Here is a 20,348-nt window from a genome sequence, read left to right as displayed (position 1 = left end):
GCCCCTCGGCCAGGGCTGCCCGCACCACGTCCGGGCTGTCCGAGTAGGTCAGCATGAGCACCGAGGTCACGTCGCGAATCGCCACGAGGACCTCGATCCCGTCCCGGCGGGGCATCCGGACGTCGAGGAGCGTGACGTCCGGCCGGCAGCCGCGGACCATCGCGATCGCCGCCTCGCCGTCGCCCGCCTCGCCGACGAAGGTGAGGGCCTCGGACGCCTCGACGATCGCCCGCAGCCCCATCCTGACGACCGGGTTGTCGTCCACGATCGCGACCGACACCGTCCCCGTGGTCGAGCGCGCGTCCACGTCCTGGGCGCTCATCCGCGCGCTCCGGCCGACGCCACCTTCGCACCGGCACCCTGGGGAGCGAGAGGCTTGGGCAGCGGGCTCGGGTACCCGTCGGCAGCCGCGGTGGCGCCACCACCCGCGGCCGCCAGGCCCACGCTCACGGTGGTCCCGCGGGCCGGTGCCGAGCGGATCGTCAGCTCGAGACCCGCGACCCGCGCCCGCTCCGCCATGCCCGTCAGCCCGTAGTGCCTCGGTGGGCTGGTCCCGTCCGGTGCGGGGACGAAGCCACGTCCGTCGTCCTCGACCTCGACGCCGACCCGACCGTCACGCCCCACGAGACGCACGACCAGCCGGTTCGCCTCGGCGTGACGGCGAGCGTTCTCGAGCGCCTCCTCGACGATCGCCAGCAGCTCGTAGCGCGCATCCGTCGAGATGTCGACGAACCCGTCGACCGTGAAAGTGCACGTCACCCCCGTCTCCTGCTCCCAGGCGGCGCACCGCTCCCGCAGGACCTCGACGAGCGGCCTGTCCGGCTGGTCCGCCCGCAGCCGGACCAGGATCTGGCGAGCCTCCTGCGCCGCGCGCTCGGCGCCGTCCGCGAGCGCGGTCGCGTAGTACGTGGCCGCGCCGGGGTCGCGCGCCAGGATGCGGGGCAGCGCCTCCGCGCCGAGCGAGATCCCGTGCAGCGTCTTGCCGAGCGAGTCGTGCATCTCCCGGGCGAGCCGTGCCCGCTCGTCGGCCGAGGCCGAGGCGAACCTCGCCTCCGCGACCAGACGCACCGCCTCCGCCTGCGCGTCGTGCGCGTGCCGCACAGCGCCGCCGACGACGATCAGCCCCACGTACAGGGTCGGCACCCCCATGGCCGTCATGAAACCGAGCTCGCCGAAGTCGCCGACCACCGCCGCGAGGAGGTACCCGGCGACCAGGACGATGCCGCACGCCGACGCGATCACGGGACGGAACAGGAACCCCACCACGAGCGCCGACGACATGGTCGCGATCACGAGCGGGCTCTCGACGCCCACGAGCGCGACCACGGCGAGCGACAGGAGCACGTCGGTCACGCACACGAACGGGTGGCGGGCGACGAACGACGCGACCGCGGGAGAGAGCAGCAGCGCCAGGCTCGCCCCGCTCATCGCCAAGGAGCACGCGAGCACCGTCGCGGTCAGGGGCTCCCCGACCAGCCCGACGAAGGCCATGAGGATCGAGATCAGGCGGACGAGCATGGCGATGCCCAGCAGCCGTCGGCTGAACTCGTCCTGCCAGACGGTGCCCGTGCGCATCAGATGCTTCCCAGCAAGGACCCGAAGTCCACGTCCATGCCCAGGACCAGACCCACGACGATCAGGATCATCGCCGCGGGGAGCAGGACCACGGAGGTCACGAGCGTCACGCGCGGTGCCGTCTTCGCAGCCGCCTGGCGCTGACGCTGCGCCGAGGCCCGGCGGACGTCGTCGGCGATCTGCCGGAGCGACTCGGCCAGCGGTGCGCCGAGCTCCTGGGACTGGAGCAGGGCCGAGACGAACTGTGCGACCGACTCCGACGAGGACCGTCGGCGCATGTCGTCGAACGCGTCGCGCACCGAGGCGCCGTTGGCGATCTGGTGGAGCGTGAGCATGACCTCGTCGGCCAGCGGGCCCTCGAACCGTGAGGACACCCGCGCCAGAGCGGCCCGGAAGTTCACCCCGGCCATGACCGTGACCGCGAGCACGTCGAGGAAGTCCGGGAGGTCGCGGTCCATCTGCTCCCGGCGCTTGCGCTGCGCACCCGCGACGCGCCCCATCGGCAGCAGGACAGGCACGGCGAGGCACAGCGGCACGTACAGGAAGCTGCCCTGGAGGACGAACAGGAGCACCAGGGGCGAGATGATCAGGCCCCACGTGGCGCACTCCTGGAGGAAGCCGTCGACCGTGAGACCGCCCGGACGCCCTGCCTCGTCGATCCGGCGCTGGAGCCCCTCGACCCGACGCGCGCCGAGGACCCTGCGCAGCCGGGGCACCTGCCCCCGAGCGATCCTCGCCAGAGGTCCCTCGCCCTGGGCGCGCCGACGCTGCTCCTTGCGGAGGAGCTCGAGGTCGTCGACGTGCAGGATGTCCAGCGCGTCCGACCGGACCTCCCTCAGCCCCACGAGCAGGAGGACCACCGCCGCGGCGGCCAGGGCCGCGGTCACGAGCACGAGCGCGGCCGTCACCCGTCGAACCTCGTCATCCGACGGATCAGCAGGAACCCGGCGACGAACAGCGAGCTGGCGACCAGGAGCGCAGCCCGGCCCGACCAGCTCGCCAGCATGGCGTCGACCGTGCCCGGCTGGATCATGTTGAGCAGGAACAGCAGCCCGAAGCCCAGCACGATGACCATGTACCCGGTCGCCGTGGACTGTGCGAGCGTCGTCATGATCTCCCTGCGCGTCTCCTTGCGCTCCTCGAGCGTCTCGGCGATGTCGCGCAACGCCGAGACGAGCGATCCGCCCGAGCGTGCGCTCACGAGAAGCGTCGAGACGAGGACGGCGACCTCCCGGGACGGGACGCGCTCCTCGAGGTCGCCCATCGCGCTGTCGAGGCTCGCCCCGAAGCGCATCCTCGACGCGACGCGCGCGAGCTCCGGGCCCGCGGGAGCCTGCAGCTCGGCGGCGGCGACGGCGATCGCACCGGCGATGGACAGGCCCGCGCTCGTGGCGTTGGAGAGCACGCGCGCGAGCTCGGGCATCTGCGCGACGAACTGCTCGCGGCGCCGCTCCCGCGCCCGCCCCAGCCACCACCGGATGCCCCCGACCACGGCGGCGATCCCCAGGAGCCCGAACAACGGGGCGAGGCCGATCGCGAGGACCCAGCCGACGGCGAGGCCGCCGGCGACCGCCACCGAACCCACGGTCAGCGGGCGACGGTCCTCCTCGCCCGCCAGCACGAGCTGGCGCTCGACCCATCGTCCCGGCGGTGTCCTGCGGAAGTAGCGGTCCCACTGGTCGATCCGCCCGGTGAGCGTCGCGCTGTCCCCCGAGTCGAGCGCGGCGACGAGCGCCCGCCGACGGAAGGACACGGCCGCGAGGTCCACGAGGCCCGCCACGAGGAAGGCGCACAGCGCGCACGTGAGGACGAACAGGACGAGGAGGATCATCGCGCGCTCCTCTGCAAGGCGTCCTCGACCACCGCGGTCTCCCCCGCGATCCGCAGCCGGTCGAGCACCCGGGACGGCACGTCGTGGACCACGAAGCGTCCGCGTCCGCCGCGGTCGTTCACGGCCTCGGGATCCCAGCGCATGAGCGGCTCGACCCGGAAGTCCTCCCGGTGCCGCGACGCGACCCAGTCGACCGCCACGACCCGACGGGTGCCGTCGGACCCGCGCAGGAGCTGCACGACGATGTCGACCGCGTTGTTCACCTGGTCGCGCAGCGCGTGGAACGGGACCTCGACGTCGCTCATCGACGCCAGCGTCTCGAGCCGGATGAGCGCGTCGACCGTGGTGTTCGCGTGGACGGTCGCGAGCGATCCCTCGTGACCGGTGTTCATCGCCTGCAGCATGTCGAGGGCCTCGCCGCCGCGGACCTCACCGACGATGACCCGGTCGGGACGCATGCGCAGGGCGTTGCGGACGAGGTCACGGATGGTGACGGCGCCACGGCCCTCGACGTTCGCCGGTCTGGTCTCGAGGCGCACCACGTGCTCCTGCGAGAGCGAGAGCTCGGCGGCGTCCTCGATCGTGATGATGCGCTGCCGGGGCTGGATGAAGGCCGACAGCGCGTTGAGCAGCGTCGTCTTCCCGGACGACGTGCCACCCGAGACGACGATGTTCAGCCGAGCCCGGACGCACGCCGCGAGCAGGTCGGCGGTGCGCTGGTCGAGGCTCTGACGGTTGAGCAGCTCGTCGAGGCCGTACGCCTTGGGGAAGAGACGGATCGTGACCGTCGGGCCGTCGAGGGCGAGCGGGGGCAGGACCACGTGGACACGGGCGCCGCGCGGCATCCGCTCGTCCGGGGGAAGCCGGGCGTCGACCATGGGGCTCGACTCGTCGACACGGCGGTTGACGGTCGACACGATGCGGTCGATCGTCTGCCGGAGCTGCTCCTCCGAGGTGAAGGCCGCAGCCGCGCGCTCGACCTGGCCGAACCGCTCGACGTAGATCGTGTCGTGCCCGTTGATCATGATCTCCGAGACCGTCTCGTCCGCGAGGAGCGGTTCGAGGACGCCGAGACCGACGGACTCGTCGACGACACGGCGGATGAGCGCGTTGCGCTCACGGGTCGTGAGGATGACCCCTTCGGTCGAGACGAGGTGCGCCACGACCCGTTCGAGCCGGATCCTGCGCTGGGCCGCGTCGAGGCGCCCGAGCTCGTGCAGGTCGACCTCCTCGAGCAGCTTGCCGCGGAAGAGCGCGACGAGCCCCTCGTCGAGGTCGCTCCGGCTCGACGAGGTGGTGGTCGCCGCGGGGCGGGCCGAGCTCCACTCGGCGAACCCGCCCCTCACGAGATCGTCCCCGGCATGGTCGCCTCACGCTGGACGGTCATGGAGGGGAACACCGCGATCCGCGGCACCTCGACCTGGAGGACGACCCGCTCCCCCTCGACCCGGAGGCTGTGCACGCTCAGCCCGCTGGGGAGCGACGCCTCGACCGCGGCCGCGACGGGCCGGTCGAGGCTCTTGGCACGCGCCCCGTCCCGCACGGCCTGGTTGGCACCGGCGACCGCCCACGTGAAGGCGCACAGCTGGAGCAGCACGAAGAGCGTCACGACGACGACCGGCAGCATGCCGAGGATCTCGATCGTCGAGCTTCCTCGCTCCTTGTCGCGCCTCACGGCTCGGTCACCACCTGTCGCTCGACCGTGAGCGTCCAGGGCGTCGGCAGGAGGCCGGGCGCGAGGAGCGGGACGTTCGTCGTGACGGACACGTCGACCGTCCCGTTCCCCTGTCCTGACAGGGCGACCCTCATGTCGTCGGTGACCCCGGAGGGGATGTCCTCGAGAGCCAGCGCCCGGGCACCGGCTCCGTCCCACGGGTCGACGGCCGCGGCCCTGGCGGCGAGGGAGGCCGCGTGGCCCGTCCACACGTAGGTCAGGCCGGCCGTGGCGAGCTGCACCAGGACGACCGCGACCAGCAGCAGGACCGGAAGCGTGCCGAGCATCTCGATCGACGCCGATCCGCGTTCCCGGGCGCCGGCCCGCGCCGCGCGCCGGGGGGCACGAGCCGTCCTGGCCTCGCGGGGCGGGCGGGCTGCGGCGGGAGCGTCGTCGTCCTGCGCGAGCGCACGGTCCACACGGAGCTCTCCGGCGAGCGCACGGAGCGCGCTCCACCAGCCCTGGTCCTCCACGAGGCCGGGCGACCGCGTGTTGACCGCCGCCTCGAGGCGGCGGCCGAGGTGCGGGACCGTCGTCTGGAGGACGGGCGCGGGAGAGAGCTGGCGGACGGCGTCGAACTGGATCTCGTCACCCTTCGAGCGACGGTTGACGAGCACCTTGACGGCGTCGGGCTTGCGGGCGCCGAACGACTCCCACCAGCCCAGGTCCCGTCGCAGGCCGCGCAGGCTCACGAGGTCCGGGGTGACGACCTGCACGACCTCGTCGGCGATCTCGACGAGCGCGACCTGGACGGGCGTCACGTGCGACCCGGCGTCCACGAGGACCAGGTCGTACTGCTGGCGCAGCAGGTAGACGATCTGGCGGACCGCGGTGGGGGTCACGAACTCGACCTCGCGGACGTCCTCGGGCGGGAGCAGGAGGTGCAGCCCGGACTCGTGCTCGAACATCGCGTCGGCGACCGTGCGCGGCGACAGGTCCTCGGCGACCTTGGCCAGGTCCGCGATCGAGGTCCGGTACGCCGCGGGGAGGTAGCTCGTGAGGTCCCCCTTCTCGAGGTCCGCGTCGACCACCGCGACCTTGAGGTCCGGCGTCCTGCGGCGCAGGTCCCAGGCCAGGTGCGTGAGGAGCGCCGTCGTCCCGACGCCTCCCTTCGACCCGGTCGCGACGACGACGGTCGCCCGGCCCCGTGCGCTCGTGCCGCCGGCGCGGGTCGCGTCGAGCATGGCCTCCATCTGACGGGACCACTCGAGCGCGTTCTGGACCCGCTGCTGGACCGCGTCGAACGACAACGGGTAGGTGAGCACGCCGCGGGCCCCGGCGTCCATGGCCGCCGCGAGGACCTCGGGGTCGGGGTCGCTCGCCACGACGACCGACACGGTCGCGGGGCGGCGCACACCGAGGTCACGGACGACCTCGTGCACCGACAGGGGACCGATCTGGTCGTGCACGAGGACCGCGTTGGGCTCGTGCGTGGTGACCATCTCGATGAGCTCGGTCGTGGTCTCCGCGAGACCCACCACCTCGACGTCACCGACCTCGGCGAGCTGCGACCGCAGCTCGTAGGCGAGCGACTGGTCGGCGCACGCGATGACGACGGTTCCGGGCATCAGCGGTCTCCTTCTGGGATGGCGGTGCCGCCGAGGTCGCCGGCGTCGAGGTCGTCGAGCTCACCGGTGCGGTCCTCCGCGCTGCCGGTGGGCAGCCCGACGAGCCGGACCTCCTGGGCGAAGGCGGCCGCGTAGGTCACGGCGAGGGCGTCGTTGGGCTTGAGTGCGAGGGTCACGGGGATCACGGTCTGCTGTCCCGTGGCGCTCTCCTCGTCGACCTGGACCTGGCTGCCGGCGACGGACACGACCCGCACGCTGCGCACGAGCACCTGCACCTGCTTGGGCAGCCCGGGGACGTCGCCGAACACGGCGTACACGTCGACGTAGTCGCCCGGGACCACGCGGCCGGCGAGGCCCGTGACCGCGTCGACGTTGATCGCGAGCTCTCGCTCGTCGGCGTCGAGGTCCGAGGGCGGGACGAGCAGGTCCGAGGTGATCATCGTGCCCTCGTCGAGGTTCACGCCGATCCGACGGCCGAGGAGTGCCTCCTGGTCGAGCATCGCGTTGTCGGAGACCCATCGCCGGGGGACCTCCTCCGCGACGAGCGACGCTTCCGTGACCTCGCTGTAGGCGGGCAGGGCCTCTGCCGAGCGGTACACGGTCACCAGCGCCCCGACCCGCGAGCTGACGCTGCCCACGTAGAGGGCGACGGCGGCGAAGACGACGACCGCCATCAGGGCGGCCAACAGGATGAAGAGAACGCCTCTTCGCTGCCGTGGGTTCACAGGGTGCCTCCAGGTGAGCTCATCAGGACCGGTGCGACCCGGCAGTACGGGCAGAACTTCTCGAGCAGCGAGGACCCGCAGACCGTGCACTCGCCGGTGACGGGGCCGAGGGCCGAGAGCAGGGCGGCGCTGTTCGCGGGGAGCGCCGCGGCTTCGAGCGCGCGCGGCGTCCCGAACCGCTCGACGGGGTCCAGCACGAGCCAGTCGGGCGCGACGGTCTCGCTCGCGCCGACGGCGCGCAGGAGGTCCGCGCGGGCACCGTCCGGCGCCTGCCCGTGGGCGACCGTGAGGACCGGCCAGCCCTGGCCCGTGCGAGGGCGGGTCGCTCGCGCGCTCGCGACCGCGCGGCCGGACGCCTCGCTCAGGGTGACGACGAACCCGTGCCGCGGGCGGAACCAGGAGGCGACGTGCTGGCCCAGGGACGGGGCCGGGGAGGTCAGCCCCACGACGCTCGCGGTCCAGGCCCCGCTCCACGTCTCGGCGGCGATCGCGTCGACCAGCGCCGGGACCACCCCCGCGTCGACGGGGGCGTAGGCGGCCTCGCGCGCCACGAGCACGACCGCGGCGGGGCCGTGCGGCAGCAGGCGGGTCGCGACCGACAGCCCGGCGTCGGACAGGGCGGCTGCGGCGCTCAGGAGCGGGCGCTCGTGCCGCTGCTCCCCGACGATCACCACGGGACCGGTGTCCCGGAGACGCTCGACCCAGCCGCGCAGGTCCTTCGTGTCCGGGACCACGAGGCGATCGTTGCGGAGACGGTCGACGAGCTCGGGTTGGGACGGGACGAAGGCGCACACTGTTGCGCGTGACATAGGCTCCCCTGGCTCGATGAGTTTTTCGTTTCAGCCGGTGCACGAGATTCACCCGCTGCGCGTACCGCATCGCGTCGCGACCCGCGGCAACCGCCACCGGCACGCTGCGAGAATTTCGTGCGCCCGAGCAGCACACGGCGGCGCCGAGCATAGAAGCGAATGCCACGAAAGGAAAACCCGTGTCACAGAGTGGCCCTTCGACCTTCCTGCTCGTCGACGACAGAACGGTTTCTTCGCTCGAAATAGCTGAAACATGGATAAGTCGGACCCGGGGTCTCTTGTTTCGCACCACGCTTCCCGACGCTCTGCTCCTGCGCCCGTGCAGCTCGGTGCACGGTGCGTGGATGCGTGTGCCCCTCGACGTCGCTCTGCTCGATGCCGGGTACCGCGTCCTCGCGGTGCACCGTCTGCGCCCGTGGGGCATGACCCGGCCCCGGCACGGCGTCGCAGCCGTGCTCGAGGCACCCGCGTCGTCGTTCGAACGGTGGGGCCTCGCCGTCGGGAGCCGGGTCGCGGTCGGCTGACGCAGGCGACCGGAGGGCCCGGCTACTGTTCGCGCATGCCCTCGACGCTCCGTCGCGCGATCAGCGAGATCACCCCGTACCGCACCCCCGTCCTCGTGGCCTCCGTGCCTGCCGCGGTCTGGGCCGTCTGGGCGAGCGGTCCGGGCTGGTCCACCCCCGCGCTCGTCGTCCTCGCCGTCGCGAGCACGGCGCTCTTCGCGATCGACGCCTCGACGCACCGCCTCCCGGACGCGATCGTCGGCCCGACGGCCGCGGCCGTGGCCGTCCTGCTCACCGTCGCGGCACTGGCCGACAGCGCGTTCGACGCGCTGCTGCGCGCCGCGCTCGGCGGCCTCGCGCTGGGCGCGGCCTACCTGGCGCTGCACCTCGTCAACCCGGCCGGCCTCGGGTTCGGCGACGTCAAGCTCGCGGGGGTCCTGGGCGCCGTCGGCGCCTGGTACGGGTGGCCCGTCCTGTGGGGCGTCGCGCTCGTCCCGTTCCTCGTGGGGGGGCTGGTCGCCGTGGCGCTGCTCGTCTCCCGACGCGCGTCGCGCACGACCGCGATCGCGTTCGGCCCGTACATGCTGGTGGGCGCAGCGCTGGCCCTCACGGGGGCGCGGCTGGGGCTGCTCGCCTGAGTCGTCGGAGGCGCGCGGCGGCGCCTCCGCCTCCGGAAGGGAGGTCGAGCCGGCTAGCGCTGCGTCTCGAAGAACTCCCGGATGAGGTCGCCGCACTCGACGTCGCGGATTCCGCCGATCACCTCGACGCGGTGCGGGTTGCGCCGGTCGCGCACGATGTCCCACACCGAGCCGCACGCGCCGGCCTTGGGGTCCCAGGCGCCGAGCACGAGGCGTTCGACCCGCGCGAGCGTGGTCGCCCCGGCGCACATGGCGCACGGCTCGAGCGTCACGACGAGGGTGCACCCCTCGAGGCGCCACGAGCCGAGCGTGGCCGCGGCCTGGCGCAGCGCGAGCACCTCGGCGTGGGCCGTGGGGTCGCCGATCTCCTCGCGCCGGTTGCGGCCGAGCCCGAGCAGCCGCCCGTCCGGCCCGACGACGAGCGCACCGATGGGTACGTCCCCCGTGGCGAGCGCGTGGCTCGCCTCGTGCAGCGCGAGCCCCATGAGCTCGTCCCACACGGCGCGGCGCGCGGTCACGGTGTCCGGCGGGAACGTCCCGGCCGCCCACGGGAGCTCGAGCCCGACGGGACCGGACCCTGGGGCGCCGGGGGCTGTGGCGCCCGTCTCTGTGGCGGGGGCGACGTCGTCGGGGACCATGCTCCTGAGGCTACCGGGCGGTACCCTCGGAGCATGCGCCTGCACGTCGCCGACCACCCGCTGGTCGCCCACAAGCTCACCGTCCTCCGCAACAAGGACACCGCCTCCCCGACCTTCCGCCTCCTGGTGGACGAGCTCGTGACCCTGCTGGCCTACGAGGCGACGCGGGACGTCCGGGTCGAGCCCCACGAGGTCCAGACCCCGGTCACCACGACCGTCGGGGTCCGCATCGCCGAGCCGCGCCCCCTCGTCGTGCCGATCCTGCGCGCGGGCCTGGGGATGCTCGAGGGCATGACCCGCCTGCTGCCCACGGCAGAGGTCGGCTTCCTGGGGATGCAGCGCGACGAGGAGACGCTCGAGGCCGTCACGTACGCGAACCGCCTCCCGGACGACCTGACGGGTCGCCACGTGTTCCTGCTCGACCCGATGCTCGCGACGGGCGGGACGCTCGTCGCGGCGATCGACTACGTGTTCGCGCGGGGCGCCCGTGACGTCACAGCCGTGTGCCTGCTCGCGGCCCCGGAGGGCATCGAGGTCCTCGAGAAGGCGATCGGCGACCGCGTCGACGTGCAGCTCGTCGTGGCCGCGGTGGACGAGCGCCTCGACGAGAAGGCGTACATCGTGCCCGGCCTGGGTGACGCGGGCGACCGCCTGTACGGCGTCGTCTGACCTTCTCGCGTCGCACCTCGTGGCGGGCTGCCGGGCCCCCGGGCGGCCCGCCCTGCGCCCGATGCCCGACGACGTCCCGTCCGTCCCATTTTCGAGTCTCGCCCAGTGAGATTCCTGACTCTTCCTCTTGGCGACCCCGCGACCCGCTGCCATGCTCGCCTCATGTCCCCCTCGCTGAGCTCCCGAGGCGCCGACCGGCGCCCGGTCCTCGGCATGTCCTCCTGCGTCTGTTGTCCGGCCTGACCCGCTCAGTCCTCTGACAACCCTGCCGACCGTCGTCGGCGCCGCTCCGGCCCCGGCCGTCGAGCGGGAAGACCCACGGAGACTCGCATGACCACGCTGACCCCCCAGAACGCTCGACCGCACGCACCCCACCGCCGCAACCACCCCGGCTTCGTCCTGTACGTCGGCGTCGACGCCGCCGCCGGGGAGCACCCTCAGGCAGAGCTCGTCGAGCTCGCCGAGGCCCTGGGCGAGCTCGCGCGCGAGTGGCTGCCCGACGCCGAGACATACACGGCCCTCACCCTGTCCGAGCCCGCGACCGACCAGCACGAGCAGATCGTCGACAAGGGACGCCGCAAGGCGCGAGGCCGGGTCGCCGCGAGACGCGCGGAGGTTCCCACCCCGGACCCGGACCTCGCGGCGCTGGGGGACGTCAACGCCTTCCGCGACCGCCTCGCGGCGCTGTCGCCGGTCCCGCGCGTCGTCATCGACCCCGTGGGGCGCCGCGTGACCGTCGACGGGTCGGTGCAACGCCTCACCTACAAGGAGTTCGAGCTCCTCACGCACCTGTCCCGCTCGGCGCACCGCGTCGTGACCCGGGACGAGCTCCTGGCGACCGTCTGGGGGTCCGACGCCGTGCGCGACGGCAGCCGGACCATCGACGTCCACGTGCGCAGGCTCCGCGAGAAGCTCGGCCTCCAGCACGTCATCACGACCGTCCGCGGGCTCGGCTACCGGTTCGACCCGCAGACCCACGTCGTCCTCAGCGGCTCGGGGGACGCCGCCTGAGGACCGGTGTGCTGCCGGGCCGGGCACCGACGGTCTCGTGGGGGGACCACGCCCGGCCCGGCAGCACGACACCCACGGGGACGACCCCCGGACCCGTTTGGTCGAGACGCCCGTTCGGGGTTGGATGAGCACGTCCGCCCGTCCCGTCCCGTGAGGTCCCTGCCGTCGTGCCTGCGCCACGTCCCACCGCCCGCACCCTCGCAGGCCTCGTCGGGGCGACGACCGCGCTCGCCCTCCTGTCGGGGTGCGCGGCCTCCGGGGTCTCGGCAGCACCCGCGCCGCAGCCCGACCCCGTGATCGACCGGGCGGCCGCCGACGACCTGTTCGCCGCCCTCACCACGGCGCGCAGCGCCGCGAACGAGGCGCGGGACGCCGAGGCCCTCGCGCAGGTCGCGACCGGGCCCGTCCTCCGCTCCTCGGCGTTCGCGTTCGCCACCCAGGTCGCGCAGGGACTCCCGCCGGTCGCGCCGTACGCCTCGACGTCGGGAACGATCGCAGCCCCCGCGGCAGCCGCGACGACGGGGTGGTTCTACTCCCTGCGCGCGGCAGGCGACCCCGCGGCCTCCGACGGCGAGTTCGTCGAGTCCACGTTCTTCACCCGGGCGTCGGCCGACGCGCCCTGGCTCCTGACCTACCAGCTCGCGACCGACCCGGCCGTCGCCCTGCCGCAGCCCGTGCTCGCGGGAGGCTCCGCCGTCGGGCCCGACGTCGCCGCGCGCGCCCGCGGCGACGACGCCCTCGAGGACGTGCTCGGGTTCGCCCTCACCGGGCAGGCAGCACCCACGCTCGACGTCACCGACGCCGACCAGCTCGCGACCGCGCACACCCAGGGCTTCCCCGTCCCCGGCCTCTCGCCCGAGAGCGGGACCGAGGAGCGGGCCTGCGCGTACGAGGGCCCGGACCCGGCGTGGCTCGTGGCCACCGAGGGGATCTTCGCGCTCGCGTCCGTCGAGTGCACCCAGACCGTGACGCTCACCGACGGCTGGACCGCGCCCACCCCCGCGACCGACACGCTCGGCACCGTCCCCGCGGGCGTGAGCCTGTCCGCGTGGACCGTCACGCAGACCGTCACGGTCCTCGTCGAGGTGCACGACGACGGCACGTCCCGGGTGGTCGGGTCCCGCCTGCGACCGGTCCGGACGGACGTCACACACGCCCCGTGACCCGGGTCGCTGCGGACGTCCAGGGCCCGGCGTAGGTTCGGTCCATGAGCGACACCACCGGATCGAACCCCGTCCCCCGCGGCTGGAAGCGCCGCGGCCCGCACTTCACCGACCGCATCACCGCGGACAGCGGCTCGGAGCCCGGCGGGCAGGGCGACGAGCAGGGCCGGTGGCCCGTCGAGGCCGGGCGCTACCGCCTCGTCGCGAGCCTCGCGTGCCCGTGGGCGCACCGGTCGATCATCGTGCGCCGGCTGCTCGGGCTCGAGGACGCGATCTCGCTGGGGATCGTCGACCCGATCCAGGACTCCCGGTCCTGGCGTTTCACGCTCGACCGCGACGGGGTGGACCCCGAGCTCGGCTCGCGCTTCCTCGCCGAGCACTACCTCGCGCGCGACCCCGAGGACGACGGCGGCGTGAGCGTGCCCGCGATCGTCGACGTCCCCTCGCGCCTGCTCGTGACCAACGACTACCCGCAGATCACGCTCGACCTGTCGACCGAGTGGACCGCGTACCACCGCCCCGGAGCCCCCGACCTCTACCCCGAGGCGTGGCGCGACGAGATCGACGACGTCGCCGAGAAGGTCTACCTCGACGTCAACAACGGCGTGTACCGGGCCGGGTTCGCCGACTCCCAGGAGAAGTACGACAGGGCGTTCGGGATCCTGTTCGAGCGCCTCGACTGGCTGCACGACCGGCTGACCGACCGCCGCTACCTCGTGGGCGACCACGTCACCGAGGCCGACGTCCGCCTGTTCACCACTCTCGTCCGCTTCGACGCGGTCTACCACGGGCACTTCAAGACCAACCGCAACAAGATCACCGAGGACAAGGTCCTCTGGGCCTACGTGCGCGACCTGTTCCAGACGCCCGGGTTCGGCGACACCGTGAACTTCGAGCACATCAAGCACCACTACTACCGCGTGCACTCCCAGCTCAACCCCAGCGGGATCGTGCCCGACGGCCCCGACCTGTCGGGTTGGCGCACCCCGCACGGCCGCGAGGCGCTGGGCGGGTCACCGTTCGGCGACGGCAGCGCTCCTACCGCCGCGACCGACCTCGCGTCCTACCACCTCGCGCCCTTGGCCGTACCCGTCGAGGGCGAGCCGCAGGCCGCGCGACCTCGGGACTGACGAGCACGCACCGGGCCGGGGACGACGGAGGGGCTGGGGCGTGCGCCCCAGCCCCTCCGGTCGCGCTGCCGACGGGTCAGTCGTCGGAACCGCCCTTCTCGAGCTTCCAGTACCCCTTGCCGATCGTGGGCAGGACGGCGATGTTCCGGGCCTTCGCGACGTAGTGCTGCTCGTCGTAGGTGACTCGGTCACCCTTCGCGTACAGCTCGGTCCACCGCCAGCTCGGCAGACAGGTCTGACCGGCGACCTCGTACGTCCAGGAGTGACCGGTGTCCGTCACGACACGGTAGGTCGCTCCGCCCTCAGGGACGCTGGGCACCTTGAGCTGGACCCTCTTCTGGCTCTGCACCACGCGCTGGGTCTCCGGGGCGAGCACGCCGTCCACCTCGACGTGGAACGTCACGGCCGCCGACGACGCGATGTTGTCGTACACGAACGTCACGGGCCGGAACGACTGCTGCTGGTCCTCGTCGAAGTAGCAGACGCCCAGGATCGGGACCCCGACCGTCGGGGCGTAGGTCTCGTAGCGTGCGGCCTCGTACTTGGCGGTCACCTTGTTCGTGCGCGCCGTGCCGTCGGCCGTCACCGACTGCGTGAACTCGACCGAGCCCGGCGAGAGGACGCGGACGCCCGTCGCCAGGGAGAACTCCTGGGTGGCTCCTGCGGGGACGGTGACCGCCGGGCCCGCGGAGCCGTAGGTCCCCGAGCTCATCCGGACCTGCACGGGCCCCTTGGACCTGTTCGTGTAGGACCCGACGATCCGGATCGCACTGTTGTCGACGACCTCCGACCGGGCGGACTGCTGCGCCGACCAGTCGGGGACGTAGCAGCTCGCGCCGGGGACCGTGTGGGTGGCGATCGCGCGGCCGTCGGCGAGGACCGTGAAGGTGGCGCCCTGGTAGCCGACCGAGTCGGTCACCGTGGCGACCTCGCCCGGCTTCAGCTCGACCGGGGCGTGCCCGGCGACCGTGAAGGCCACCGGCAGGGACGAGCCCGTGTTGTCGAACGTCAGGGTGACCGGGGCCGAGGAGGCGAGCGCCGCCGGGTCGTACGTGCACTGTCCGACCGTCGGAGCGCTCACCTTCGGAGCGATCACCGCCCTGTCGAACGACGCCGACTCCGCGTGCGAATAGCCCTTACCCGGCGACCCCTGCTCGACCACCCACCGGTACTGACGGAACACGACCTGCCCCGCAGAGACCCGCTCCAGACCCGTGTCGATCACGAACGACCCGCTCTGCCCCGCGGGCAACGTCACCTTCTCCGAATCCGCCACCCCCAACCCCTGCGGAGCAAGCATCCGCACATCCATCGCCTCAGTCGTCGAGTTCACCACCGTGCCGGTCAACCGCACCTGACCACCCACGTTCTCCGCGACGACCGACACGTCCCGCGACCACGACGGCACATAGCAACTCACACCAGCAACCTCATGACTGGCGATCTGACGCCCATCAGCCAACACCACGAACTCCTGCGCCTCCAACCCGCGCAACAGACCCTGTGCCCGCACCGACCTGGTCTCGCCCGCACCGACCACCGCGCTCGGCCCGTCCTGCCCGACCACACCGAACACCACCGGCAACGTGGAGCCCGAGTTGTCGAAGACATACTCCACGTCCGCGACCGACACCCGCTCCACCTCATCGAACACGCACTGCCCGACCGTCGGAGCGCTCACCTTCGGAGCGATCACCGCCCTGTCGAACGACGCCGACTCCGCGTGCGAATAGCCCTTACCCGGCGACCCCTGCTCGACCACCCACCGGTACTGACGGAACACGACCTGCCCCGCAGAGACCCGCTCCAGACCCGTGTCGATCACGAACGACCCGCTCTGCCCCGCGGGCAACGTCACCTTCTCCGAATCCGCCACCCCCAACCCCTGCGGAGCAAGCATCCGCACATCCATCGCCTCAGTCGTCGAGTTCACCACCGTGCCGGTCAACCGCACCTGACCACCCACGTTCTCCGCGACGACCGACACGTCCCGCGACCACGACGGCACATAGCAACTCACACCAGCAACCTCATGACTGGCGATCTGACGCCCATCAGCCAACACCACGAACGTCGCACCCGCATAGCCGACCGACGGGTCGGAATCTCCGTCCGGCTTCGGGACCAGGAGACTCTTCCCTTCGTCAACCGTGCGATCGAGGCCGGGCCACCCCTCGACCCTGAATCTCGTCTTGAACGTCGAGGCGCGATTGTCGAACGTGAAGGTCACCGGGGCGGTGGACGCGAGGTTCTCAGGGTCGTACGTGCACTGTCCGACCGTCGGCGCCGGGCTCGCGGGGGCGATGCGCGCCGCGTCATGGCCGGTCGCGAGCTTCTCGTCGTACTCGCCCGGGTCCCCGTCGCCGTCAGGGGCCGACAGGTGCTGGCGCACCGTCAGGCTGCCCGCCGGCAGGTCGCGCGACCCGGTGGCCCGGGAGAACGCCGCGCGCTCCCCCGGAGGGATCGTGATGCTGCCACGCGATGCGGACCCGGCAGCGACGGGCGACAGGCCGTCGATCTGCACGCTCAGCGGTCGGCCGGTCGGGTTGGTGACGACCGCGTCGACGCGCACCTCACCCGCGTCGTTGGTCGTGCTGGTCGTGACGTCGCCGCTCGTGAGCCACCGGGGAACGAAGCAGTCCGTGGCCTCGAACTCTCCGGCGCGGACGGTCGTCGTGTGCTCCCGTCCCTCGACCGTGGTCGTGAGCGTCACGGCCGCCGCTCCCGCGGGGACGCGCAGGCCGTGCGGCAGCGCGAGGTCCGTCGAGGCGTTGCGCCCCAGCGCGACGCGCTCGGACGTCACGCGGTCGGCCGCCAGGGCGACGCGCAGGTCGTCGTAGGCGGTCGTGTTCGTGACACCGGCGAGCCCGAGCGACACGCTCCCCTCCCCCGCCGCCGAGCACTGCGGGGTGACCGTGGCTCCGGCCGGGACGACCCTGTTCGCGCCCGCCCACGGCTCGCCGACCGCGAGGTCGGCGCTCGCCGAGTCCTTCAGGCTCGCGCCGGTGGTCGCCGAGAAGCTCAGGCCCGTCGTGGCCTGTTGGGCCCCGTCGCCCGCGAGGAGCTGGACGTCGAGGGTCACGGGCGCGCCGGCGCTCGTGCCGCGACCGGGAGCCGGGAGCGGCGCGTCAGGGTTCGCACAGGCCAGGGACGCGCCGGCCGTCGTGCAGGTCCACCCGGCGGTCAGCGCCTGGGCAGTCACGCCGTCGGGCAGCCCGCCCACGGTGAGCGAGACACCCTGCGCGTCGAGGTCGCCCGTGTTGCGGGCCGTGAGGCGGACCGAGGTCGCGCCGGGGTTGACCAGGCTCCCGACGACCGGCGTCGCCAGGTCGATCTCCGCGCCGTACGAGGGTACGGGGGCCGGGGTATAGGTCTTCTTCACAGGGTTCAGGCCCTTGCCGCGCACGGCACCGTCGAAGCGGTAGTCCCCACCCCGCGAGGCCTGGACCGTGACGACGAGGTCCTTCTTCTCACCGGGAGCCAGCACGCCCACGGAGCAGGTCACGAGGGACGTGCCGTCGGCAGCAGGGACCGCCGGGCCGCACGGCAGAGCGGCCTGCCTGATCGCCGGGACGACACCACGGCCCGCGACGACGGTCGAGGTCACGACCGACACGTCGGCCGGGAGCGTCACGTCGACCACGACCTCCTCCGCGGACGTACCGCCCGCGTTGGACGCCGTGACGGTCAGGTCCTCCGGGTCGCGGGCCGCGAGCGTGAGCGGGGCGAACGTGAGGTCGAGCGATGCCGGGGCCGGAGGGGTCACCGGGACGACGGGATCCGGAGTGCCGGGCACGATCGGGACGACGGGGACCAACGGAGTGGTGGGCGGCACGAGGATCGTGGGAGGCGTGAGCGGGAGCGTGCCGGGCTGCTCCGGCGGAGTGTTGACGACGGGCGTGCCCTCGGACGGGAGGGGCGCGGCAGGGGTCGCCGCATCGGTCGGCGCCACCTCGAGAGGGACGGTGTTCGTCGGCGAGGTGGGGTCGCTGCCAGGGGCCGGGGAGGACTCCCCCGACGGGTCGGCCGAGGGCTCCGCCGACGGCGACGTCGTCGCCGAGGGGTCCGGATCCGCGCCCGCGCTCGGCGGCGGGGTCGTCGAGAAGCCACCGGACACGGCGACGACGCCGGCACCCACTGCGGCGACCGCGACCACCCCGACTGCGGCCGCGATCAAGGGCGACGCCGCGATGAACGCGGCGAGGCCGGTCGCGCCCGCCGCTGCGACCGCCCCGGTGCCGACCGCGGCGGACGCACCGACCGCGCCGACAGCGGCCGCCGCACCCAGTCCGCCGCCGGATGCCGCGGCGCCTGCCGCAGCAGCGGCACCACCCATGGCACCCGTGCCCGCGGCCCCGCCACCGACCGCACCGGTTCCGGCAGCCACGCTCCCGCCGCCGGCCGCGGCTCCCGAGCCCGTGGCCCCGGCAGCACCGCCACCTGCACCGGCCCCGGTCGCTCCGCCGCCCGCACCAGCACCCGTCGCTCCACCACCGGCGCCGGTCACGCCGCCCGCACCGGCCCCGACGGCGGCACCGCCCGCGAGCGGCAGCGCCGTCCCGACGAGGCCCATGCCCGCGACCCCGAAGACGAGCGGGGCGATGACGGCGCGCATGCCGTGCGAGACGTCGCCGAGCTCGAGCACGAGCGCGCGGCACTCTCCGCACTCCTCGAGGTGCGCGTCGACCTTGCCCGTCTCGCGCTTCGCGAGACCGCCGCGGACGTAGGACCCGAGCAGTGGGTTGACGCCCTCGCAGCCCGCGCTGCTCGCACCCGTCAGGTGCTGCTGGAGGTACCCCTGGCGGAGCCCCTCACGTGCCCGGTAGGCGAGCGCCGAGACGCCGTTCGCGGTGAGCCCGAGCAGGGGGGCGATCTGCGCCGGGGTCATCTCCTCGACCTCGGTGTACCAGAGGACGGCCTGCCACCGCTCGGGCAGCCCCTGGTAGGCCTTCGTCACGACAGAGCGCTCGAAACCCTCCAGCGTGGGGTCCTCGGTCGACGCCATGGGACCGAACGCGCTCTCGAAGGTCTCGATGTCGTCGGTGGGCTGGGTCCGTCGGCCTGCGTTCGTGAGGTCGTAGGACAGGCGTCGGACGACGGTGAAGAGGTAGGCGCGGAACGTGACGTCAGGTCCCCCTCCCGCCTGCAGGATCCCCAGGACCTTCGCGAAGGCCTCCGAGACCATGTCGTCGGCGTCGGAGCCCGAGCGGACGTACTGGCGCGCGACGGTGCGGGCCGCGGCGGCGTGCCGCTCGTAGAGCGCACCGAACGCCGTGTAGTCCCCCGCACGGACAGCGGTGATCAGCTCGGCGTCACTCGTCGCAGCATCGTCCCTCGACGTCTCGACCTGGGTCATGCCCTACCGCCTCTGACTCCGCCTCATCAGCAGGTGAGGCTCTCCCGCTCATCCTAGACGGCAGAGTGCATGGTGTTGCCTACGTCTCACCCGCACTTCACCCTTCTTGTCCGCTTCTCAGGATGACAGAACGGGCCGAGTGTGCTGCATATGCGCCGGTGTGTCGAGCGGATGAAAGATAAACCGGACGGCCGCTGTCGCGTCATGAGGGACGGGTCCGGACGTCTCATGGGTATGGACCTACGACCTGGCTACCCCGAGCCAGCCGTCGCCTCGCTGCTCGACGAGTGGCAGGCGGCCAGCACGAACAGCGTCTGGCTGCGGCCTGGCGACTGGTACCACCCTGCCGTCGAGGCGCTCGTCGAAGCCATCACGGACGCCAGGTGCCCGGCTCCCGCAGCAGAGCGGCTAGGCGAGGCCCGCGGCCGCGACGGCATCAGCATCGGCGAGACGATCGACGACCTCACCTGCTTGTTCGACCTCTGGGGCACGGCCCCCGACGTACGCGTGCTGCGGGCGATCAGCACCGGGTGGGCGGTGGGGAACGAGCTGGTCCCCGGGGCCCCGCCGACCACCGACCCTCGGTCCGGTCTCGTCACGGTCCCGTACCTCGTCCAGCGCCTCCAGGAGACGTACGGGGTGGCCGACCGGCTCGGGGCGCCGGCCTCGACCACCCACTGCCTCGTCATGGTGGACGTCGCGATCGAGCGGATCGACGGGTGGCAGAAGGTCGCTCGCGCGGCGGCCATGGGCAAGGTCCTCTCCGAGACCTTCGGGCTCGGACATCCCGTGGCGACCCTCGGCGGGGGCATCTACGCGGCGCTCTGCGTGCGCACGACCGACCTCGCCCCGCTGCGCGCCGAGCTCCGGCACAGGATCGAGCGCACGGCCCTCACGTTCGGGGTGACCGCGATCCTCCGTCGGCCTCCCCGCATCTGGGTCGAGCCGCTTCCCCCGCAGCACGCCGACGCCGCCAGGATGCTCCAGGATCTGTCGCGCTGACGCCACCACGCCTCGA

At 72.9% G+C, this 20,348-nt stretch carries 17 protein-coding genes and 1 pseudogene; 7 read left to right on the top strand and 11 right to left on the bottom strand.

Features of this window, described 5'->3' with window-relative positions; all coding sequences use genetic code 11:
* Positions 1 to 13: 13 nt before the first annotated feature.
* From H9623_RS20135 to H9623_RS01730, 9 genes and pseudogenes are all read right to left on the bottom strand, one after another.
* Positions 14 to 322 (bottom strand): annotated as a pseudogene (locus tag H9623_RS20135) (response regulator); the annotation flags it as partial.
* Entirely contained in the window at positions 319 to 1,575 is a 1,257-nt protein-coding gene (locus tag H9623_RS01765) for a sensor histidine kinase (RefSeq protein WP_193718389.1), read from the bottom strand. The gene H9623_RS01765 and the pseudogene H9623_RS20135, both read right to left, overlap by 4 nt.
* Entirely contained in the window at positions 1,575 to 2,483 is a 909-nt protein-coding gene (locus tag H9623_RS01760; protein WP_193718388.1) for a type II secretion system F family protein, read from the bottom strand. The genes H9623_RS01765 and H9623_RS01760 overlap by 1 nt, the downstream gene beginning before the upstream one ends.
* Entirely contained in the window at positions 2,480 to 3,406 is a 927-nt protein-coding gene (locus tag H9623_RS01755; protein ID WP_193718387.1) for a type II secretion system F family protein, read from the bottom strand. The genes H9623_RS01760 and H9623_RS01755 overlap by 4 nt, the downstream gene beginning before the upstream one ends.
* A complete protein-coding gene (locus tag H9623_RS01750; RefSeq protein WP_193718386.1) occupies positions 3,403 to 4,752 on the bottom strand; it encodes a CpaF family protein in 1,350 nt (449 codons plus the stop codon). Before H9623_RS01750 ends, H9623_RS01755 begins: the two co-directional genes overlap by 4 nt.
* Positions 4,749 to 5,081 carry a TadE/TadG family type IV pilus assembly protein gene (locus H9623_RS01745; RefSeq protein WP_193718385.1) on the bottom strand — a complete coding sequence of 111 codons (333 nt, stop codon included), beginning with the start codon at positions 5,079 to 5,081 and terminating at the stop codon, positions 4,749 to 4,751. Before H9623_RS01745 ends, H9623_RS01750 begins: the two co-directional genes overlap by 4 nt.
* A complete protein-coding gene (locus tag H9623_RS01740; RefSeq protein ID WP_193718384.1) occupies positions 5,078 to 6,688 on the bottom strand; it encodes an AAA family ATPase in 1,611 nt (536 codons plus the stop codon). The genes H9623_RS01745 and H9623_RS01740 overlap by 4 nt, the downstream gene beginning before the upstream one ends.
* Positions 6,688 to 7,374: a Flp pilus assembly protein CpaB gene (cpaB, locus tag H9623_RS01735; RefSeq protein WP_227748030.1), complete on the bottom strand. Its 687-nt coding sequence runs from the start codon at positions 7,372 to 7,374 to the stop codon at positions 6,688 to 6,690. Before cpaB ends, H9623_RS01740 begins: the two co-directional genes overlap by 1 nt.
* Positions 7,375 to 7,409: 35 nt before the next feature.
* Positions 7,410 to 8,147, bottom strand: coding sequence for a hypothetical protein (locus H9623_RS01730; protein ID WP_193718382.1), 738 nt, complete (start codon positions 8,145 to 8,147; stop codon positions 7,410 to 7,412).
* A 254-nt stretch (positions 8,148 to 8,401) separates the two neighbouring features.
* Between H9623_RS01730 and H9623_RS01725 the strand changes: the two genes are divergently transcribed.
* Both H9623_RS01725 and H9623_RS01720 read left to right on the top strand, forming a co-directional pair.
* On the top strand, positions 8,402 to 8,746 hold the full coding sequence (locus H9623_RS01725; protein WP_193718381.1) for a DUF192 domain-containing protein: 345 nt from the start codon (positions 8,402 to 8,404) through the stop codon (positions 8,744 to 8,746).
* A 35-nt stretch (positions 8,747 to 8,781) separates the two neighbouring features.
* On the top strand, positions 8,782 to 9,363 hold the full coding sequence (locus tag H9623_RS01720; protein ID WP_193718380.1) for a prepilin peptidase: 582 nt from the start codon (positions 8,782 to 8,784) through the stop codon (positions 9,361 to 9,363).
* A gap of 53 nt (positions 9,364 to 9,416) precedes the next feature.
* On the opposite strand, the gene H9623_RS01715 is transcribed toward H9623_RS01720, so the two are convergent.
* Complete coding sequence (locus tag H9623_RS01715) at positions 9,417 to 9,848, bottom strand: nucleoside deaminase (protein WP_193718595.1); 432 nt, start codon at positions 9,846 to 9,848, stop codon at positions 9,417 to 9,419.
* Positions 9,849 to 10,034: 186 nt separating this feature from the next.
* On the opposite strand from H9623_RS01715, the gene upp reads away from it, so the two are divergent.
* The 4 genes from upp to H9623_RS01695 all read left to right on the top strand — a co-directional run bounded on the left by upp (position 10,035) and on the right by H9623_RS01695 (position 13,974).
* Positions 10,035 to 10,670: a uracil phosphoribosyltransferase gene (gene upp, locus H9623_RS01710; protein WP_193718379.1), complete on the top strand. Its 636-nt coding sequence runs from the start codon at positions 10,035 to 10,037 to the stop codon at positions 10,668 to 10,670.
* 330 nt (positions 10,671 to 11,000) lie between these two features.
* Complete coding sequence (locus H9623_RS19890; protein ID WP_193718378.1) at positions 11,001 to 11,681, top strand: winged helix-turn-helix domain-containing protein; 681 nt, start codon at positions 11,001 to 11,003, stop codon at positions 11,679 to 11,681.
* Positions 11,682 to 11,848: 167 nt separating this feature from the next.
* Positions 11,849 to 12,844, top strand: a complete 996-nt coding sequence (locus tag H9623_RS01700) for a hypothetical protein (protein WP_193718377.1) — start codon at positions 11,849 to 11,851, stop codon at positions 12,842 to 12,844.
* 44 nt (positions 12,845 to 12,888) lie between these two features.
* Positions 12,889 to 13,974: a glutathione S-transferase family protein gene (locus tag H9623_RS01695; RefSeq protein WP_193718376.1), complete on the top strand. Its 1,086-nt coding sequence runs from the start codon at positions 12,889 to 12,891 to the stop codon at positions 13,972 to 13,974.
* Between the two features lie 76 nt (positions 13,975 to 14,050).
* On the opposite strand, the gene H9623_RS01690 is transcribed toward H9623_RS01695, so the two are convergent.
* Positions 14,051 to 19,330, bottom strand: a complete 5,280-nt coding sequence (locus H9623_RS01690; RefSeq protein WP_193718375.1) for a sigma-70 family RNA polymerase sigma factor — start codon at positions 19,328 to 19,330, stop codon at positions 14,051 to 14,053.
* A 234-nt stretch (positions 19,331 to 19,564) separates the two neighbouring features.
* Between H9623_RS01690 and H9623_RS01685 the strand changes: the two genes are divergently transcribed.
* On the top strand, positions 19,565 to 20,332 hold the full coding sequence (locus tag H9623_RS01685) for a hypothetical protein (protein ID WP_193718374.1): 768 nt from the start codon (positions 19,565 to 19,567) through the stop codon (positions 20,330 to 20,332).
* Positions 20,333 to 20,348 lie beyond the last annotated feature (16 nt).

The organism is Oerskovia douganii, from assembly GCF_015142735.1.
Taxonomy (GTDB): domain Bacteria; phylum Actinomycetota; class Actinomycetes; order Actinomycetales; family Cellulomonadaceae; genus Oerskovia; species Oerskovia douganii.
The sequence above is the reverse complement of the archived record's forward strand: the minus strand, read 5'-3'. Positions and strand labels throughout refer to the sequence as shown.

Coding starts and splice junctions, on each gene's coding strand:
- H9623_RS01765 (WP_193718389.1), bottom strand. CDS start 1,575: ATGCGCACGGGCACCGTCTGGCAGGACGAGTTCAGCCGACGGCTGCTG.
- H9623_RS01755 (WP_193718387.1), bottom strand. CDS start 3,406: ATGATCCTCCTCGTCCTGTTCGTCCTCACGTGCGCGCTGTGCGCCTTC.
- H9623_RS01740 (WP_193718384.1), bottom strand. CDS start 6,688: ATGCCCGGAACCGTCGTCATCGCGTGCGCCGACCAGTCGCTCGCCTAC.
- H9623_RS01720 (WP_193718380.1), top strand. CDS start 8,782: ATGCCCTCGACGCTCCGTCGCGCGATCAGCGAGATCACCCCGTACCGC.
- H9623_RS01715 (WP_193718595.1), bottom strand. CDS start 9,848: ATGGGGCTCGCGCTGCACGAGGCGAGCCACGCGCTCGCCACGGGGGAC.
- upp (WP_193718379.1), top strand. CDS start 10,035: ATGCGCCTGCACGTCGCCGACCACCCGCTGGTCGCCCACAAGCTCACC.
- H9623_RS19890 (WP_193718378.1), top strand. CDS start 11,001: ATGACCACGCTGACCCCCCAGAACGCTCGACCGCACGCACCCCACCGC.
- H9623_RS01695 (WP_193718376.1), top strand. CDS start 12,889: ATGAGCGACACCACCGGATCGAACCCCGTCCCCCGCGGCTGGAAGCGC.
- H9623_RS01690 (WP_193718375.1), bottom strand. CDS start 19,330: ATGACCCAGGTCGAGACGTCGAGGGACGATGCTGCGACGAGTGACGCC.
- H9623_RS01685 (WP_193718374.1), top strand. CDS start 19,565: ATGGACCTACGACCTGGCTACCCCGAGCCAGCCGTCGCCTCGCTGCTC.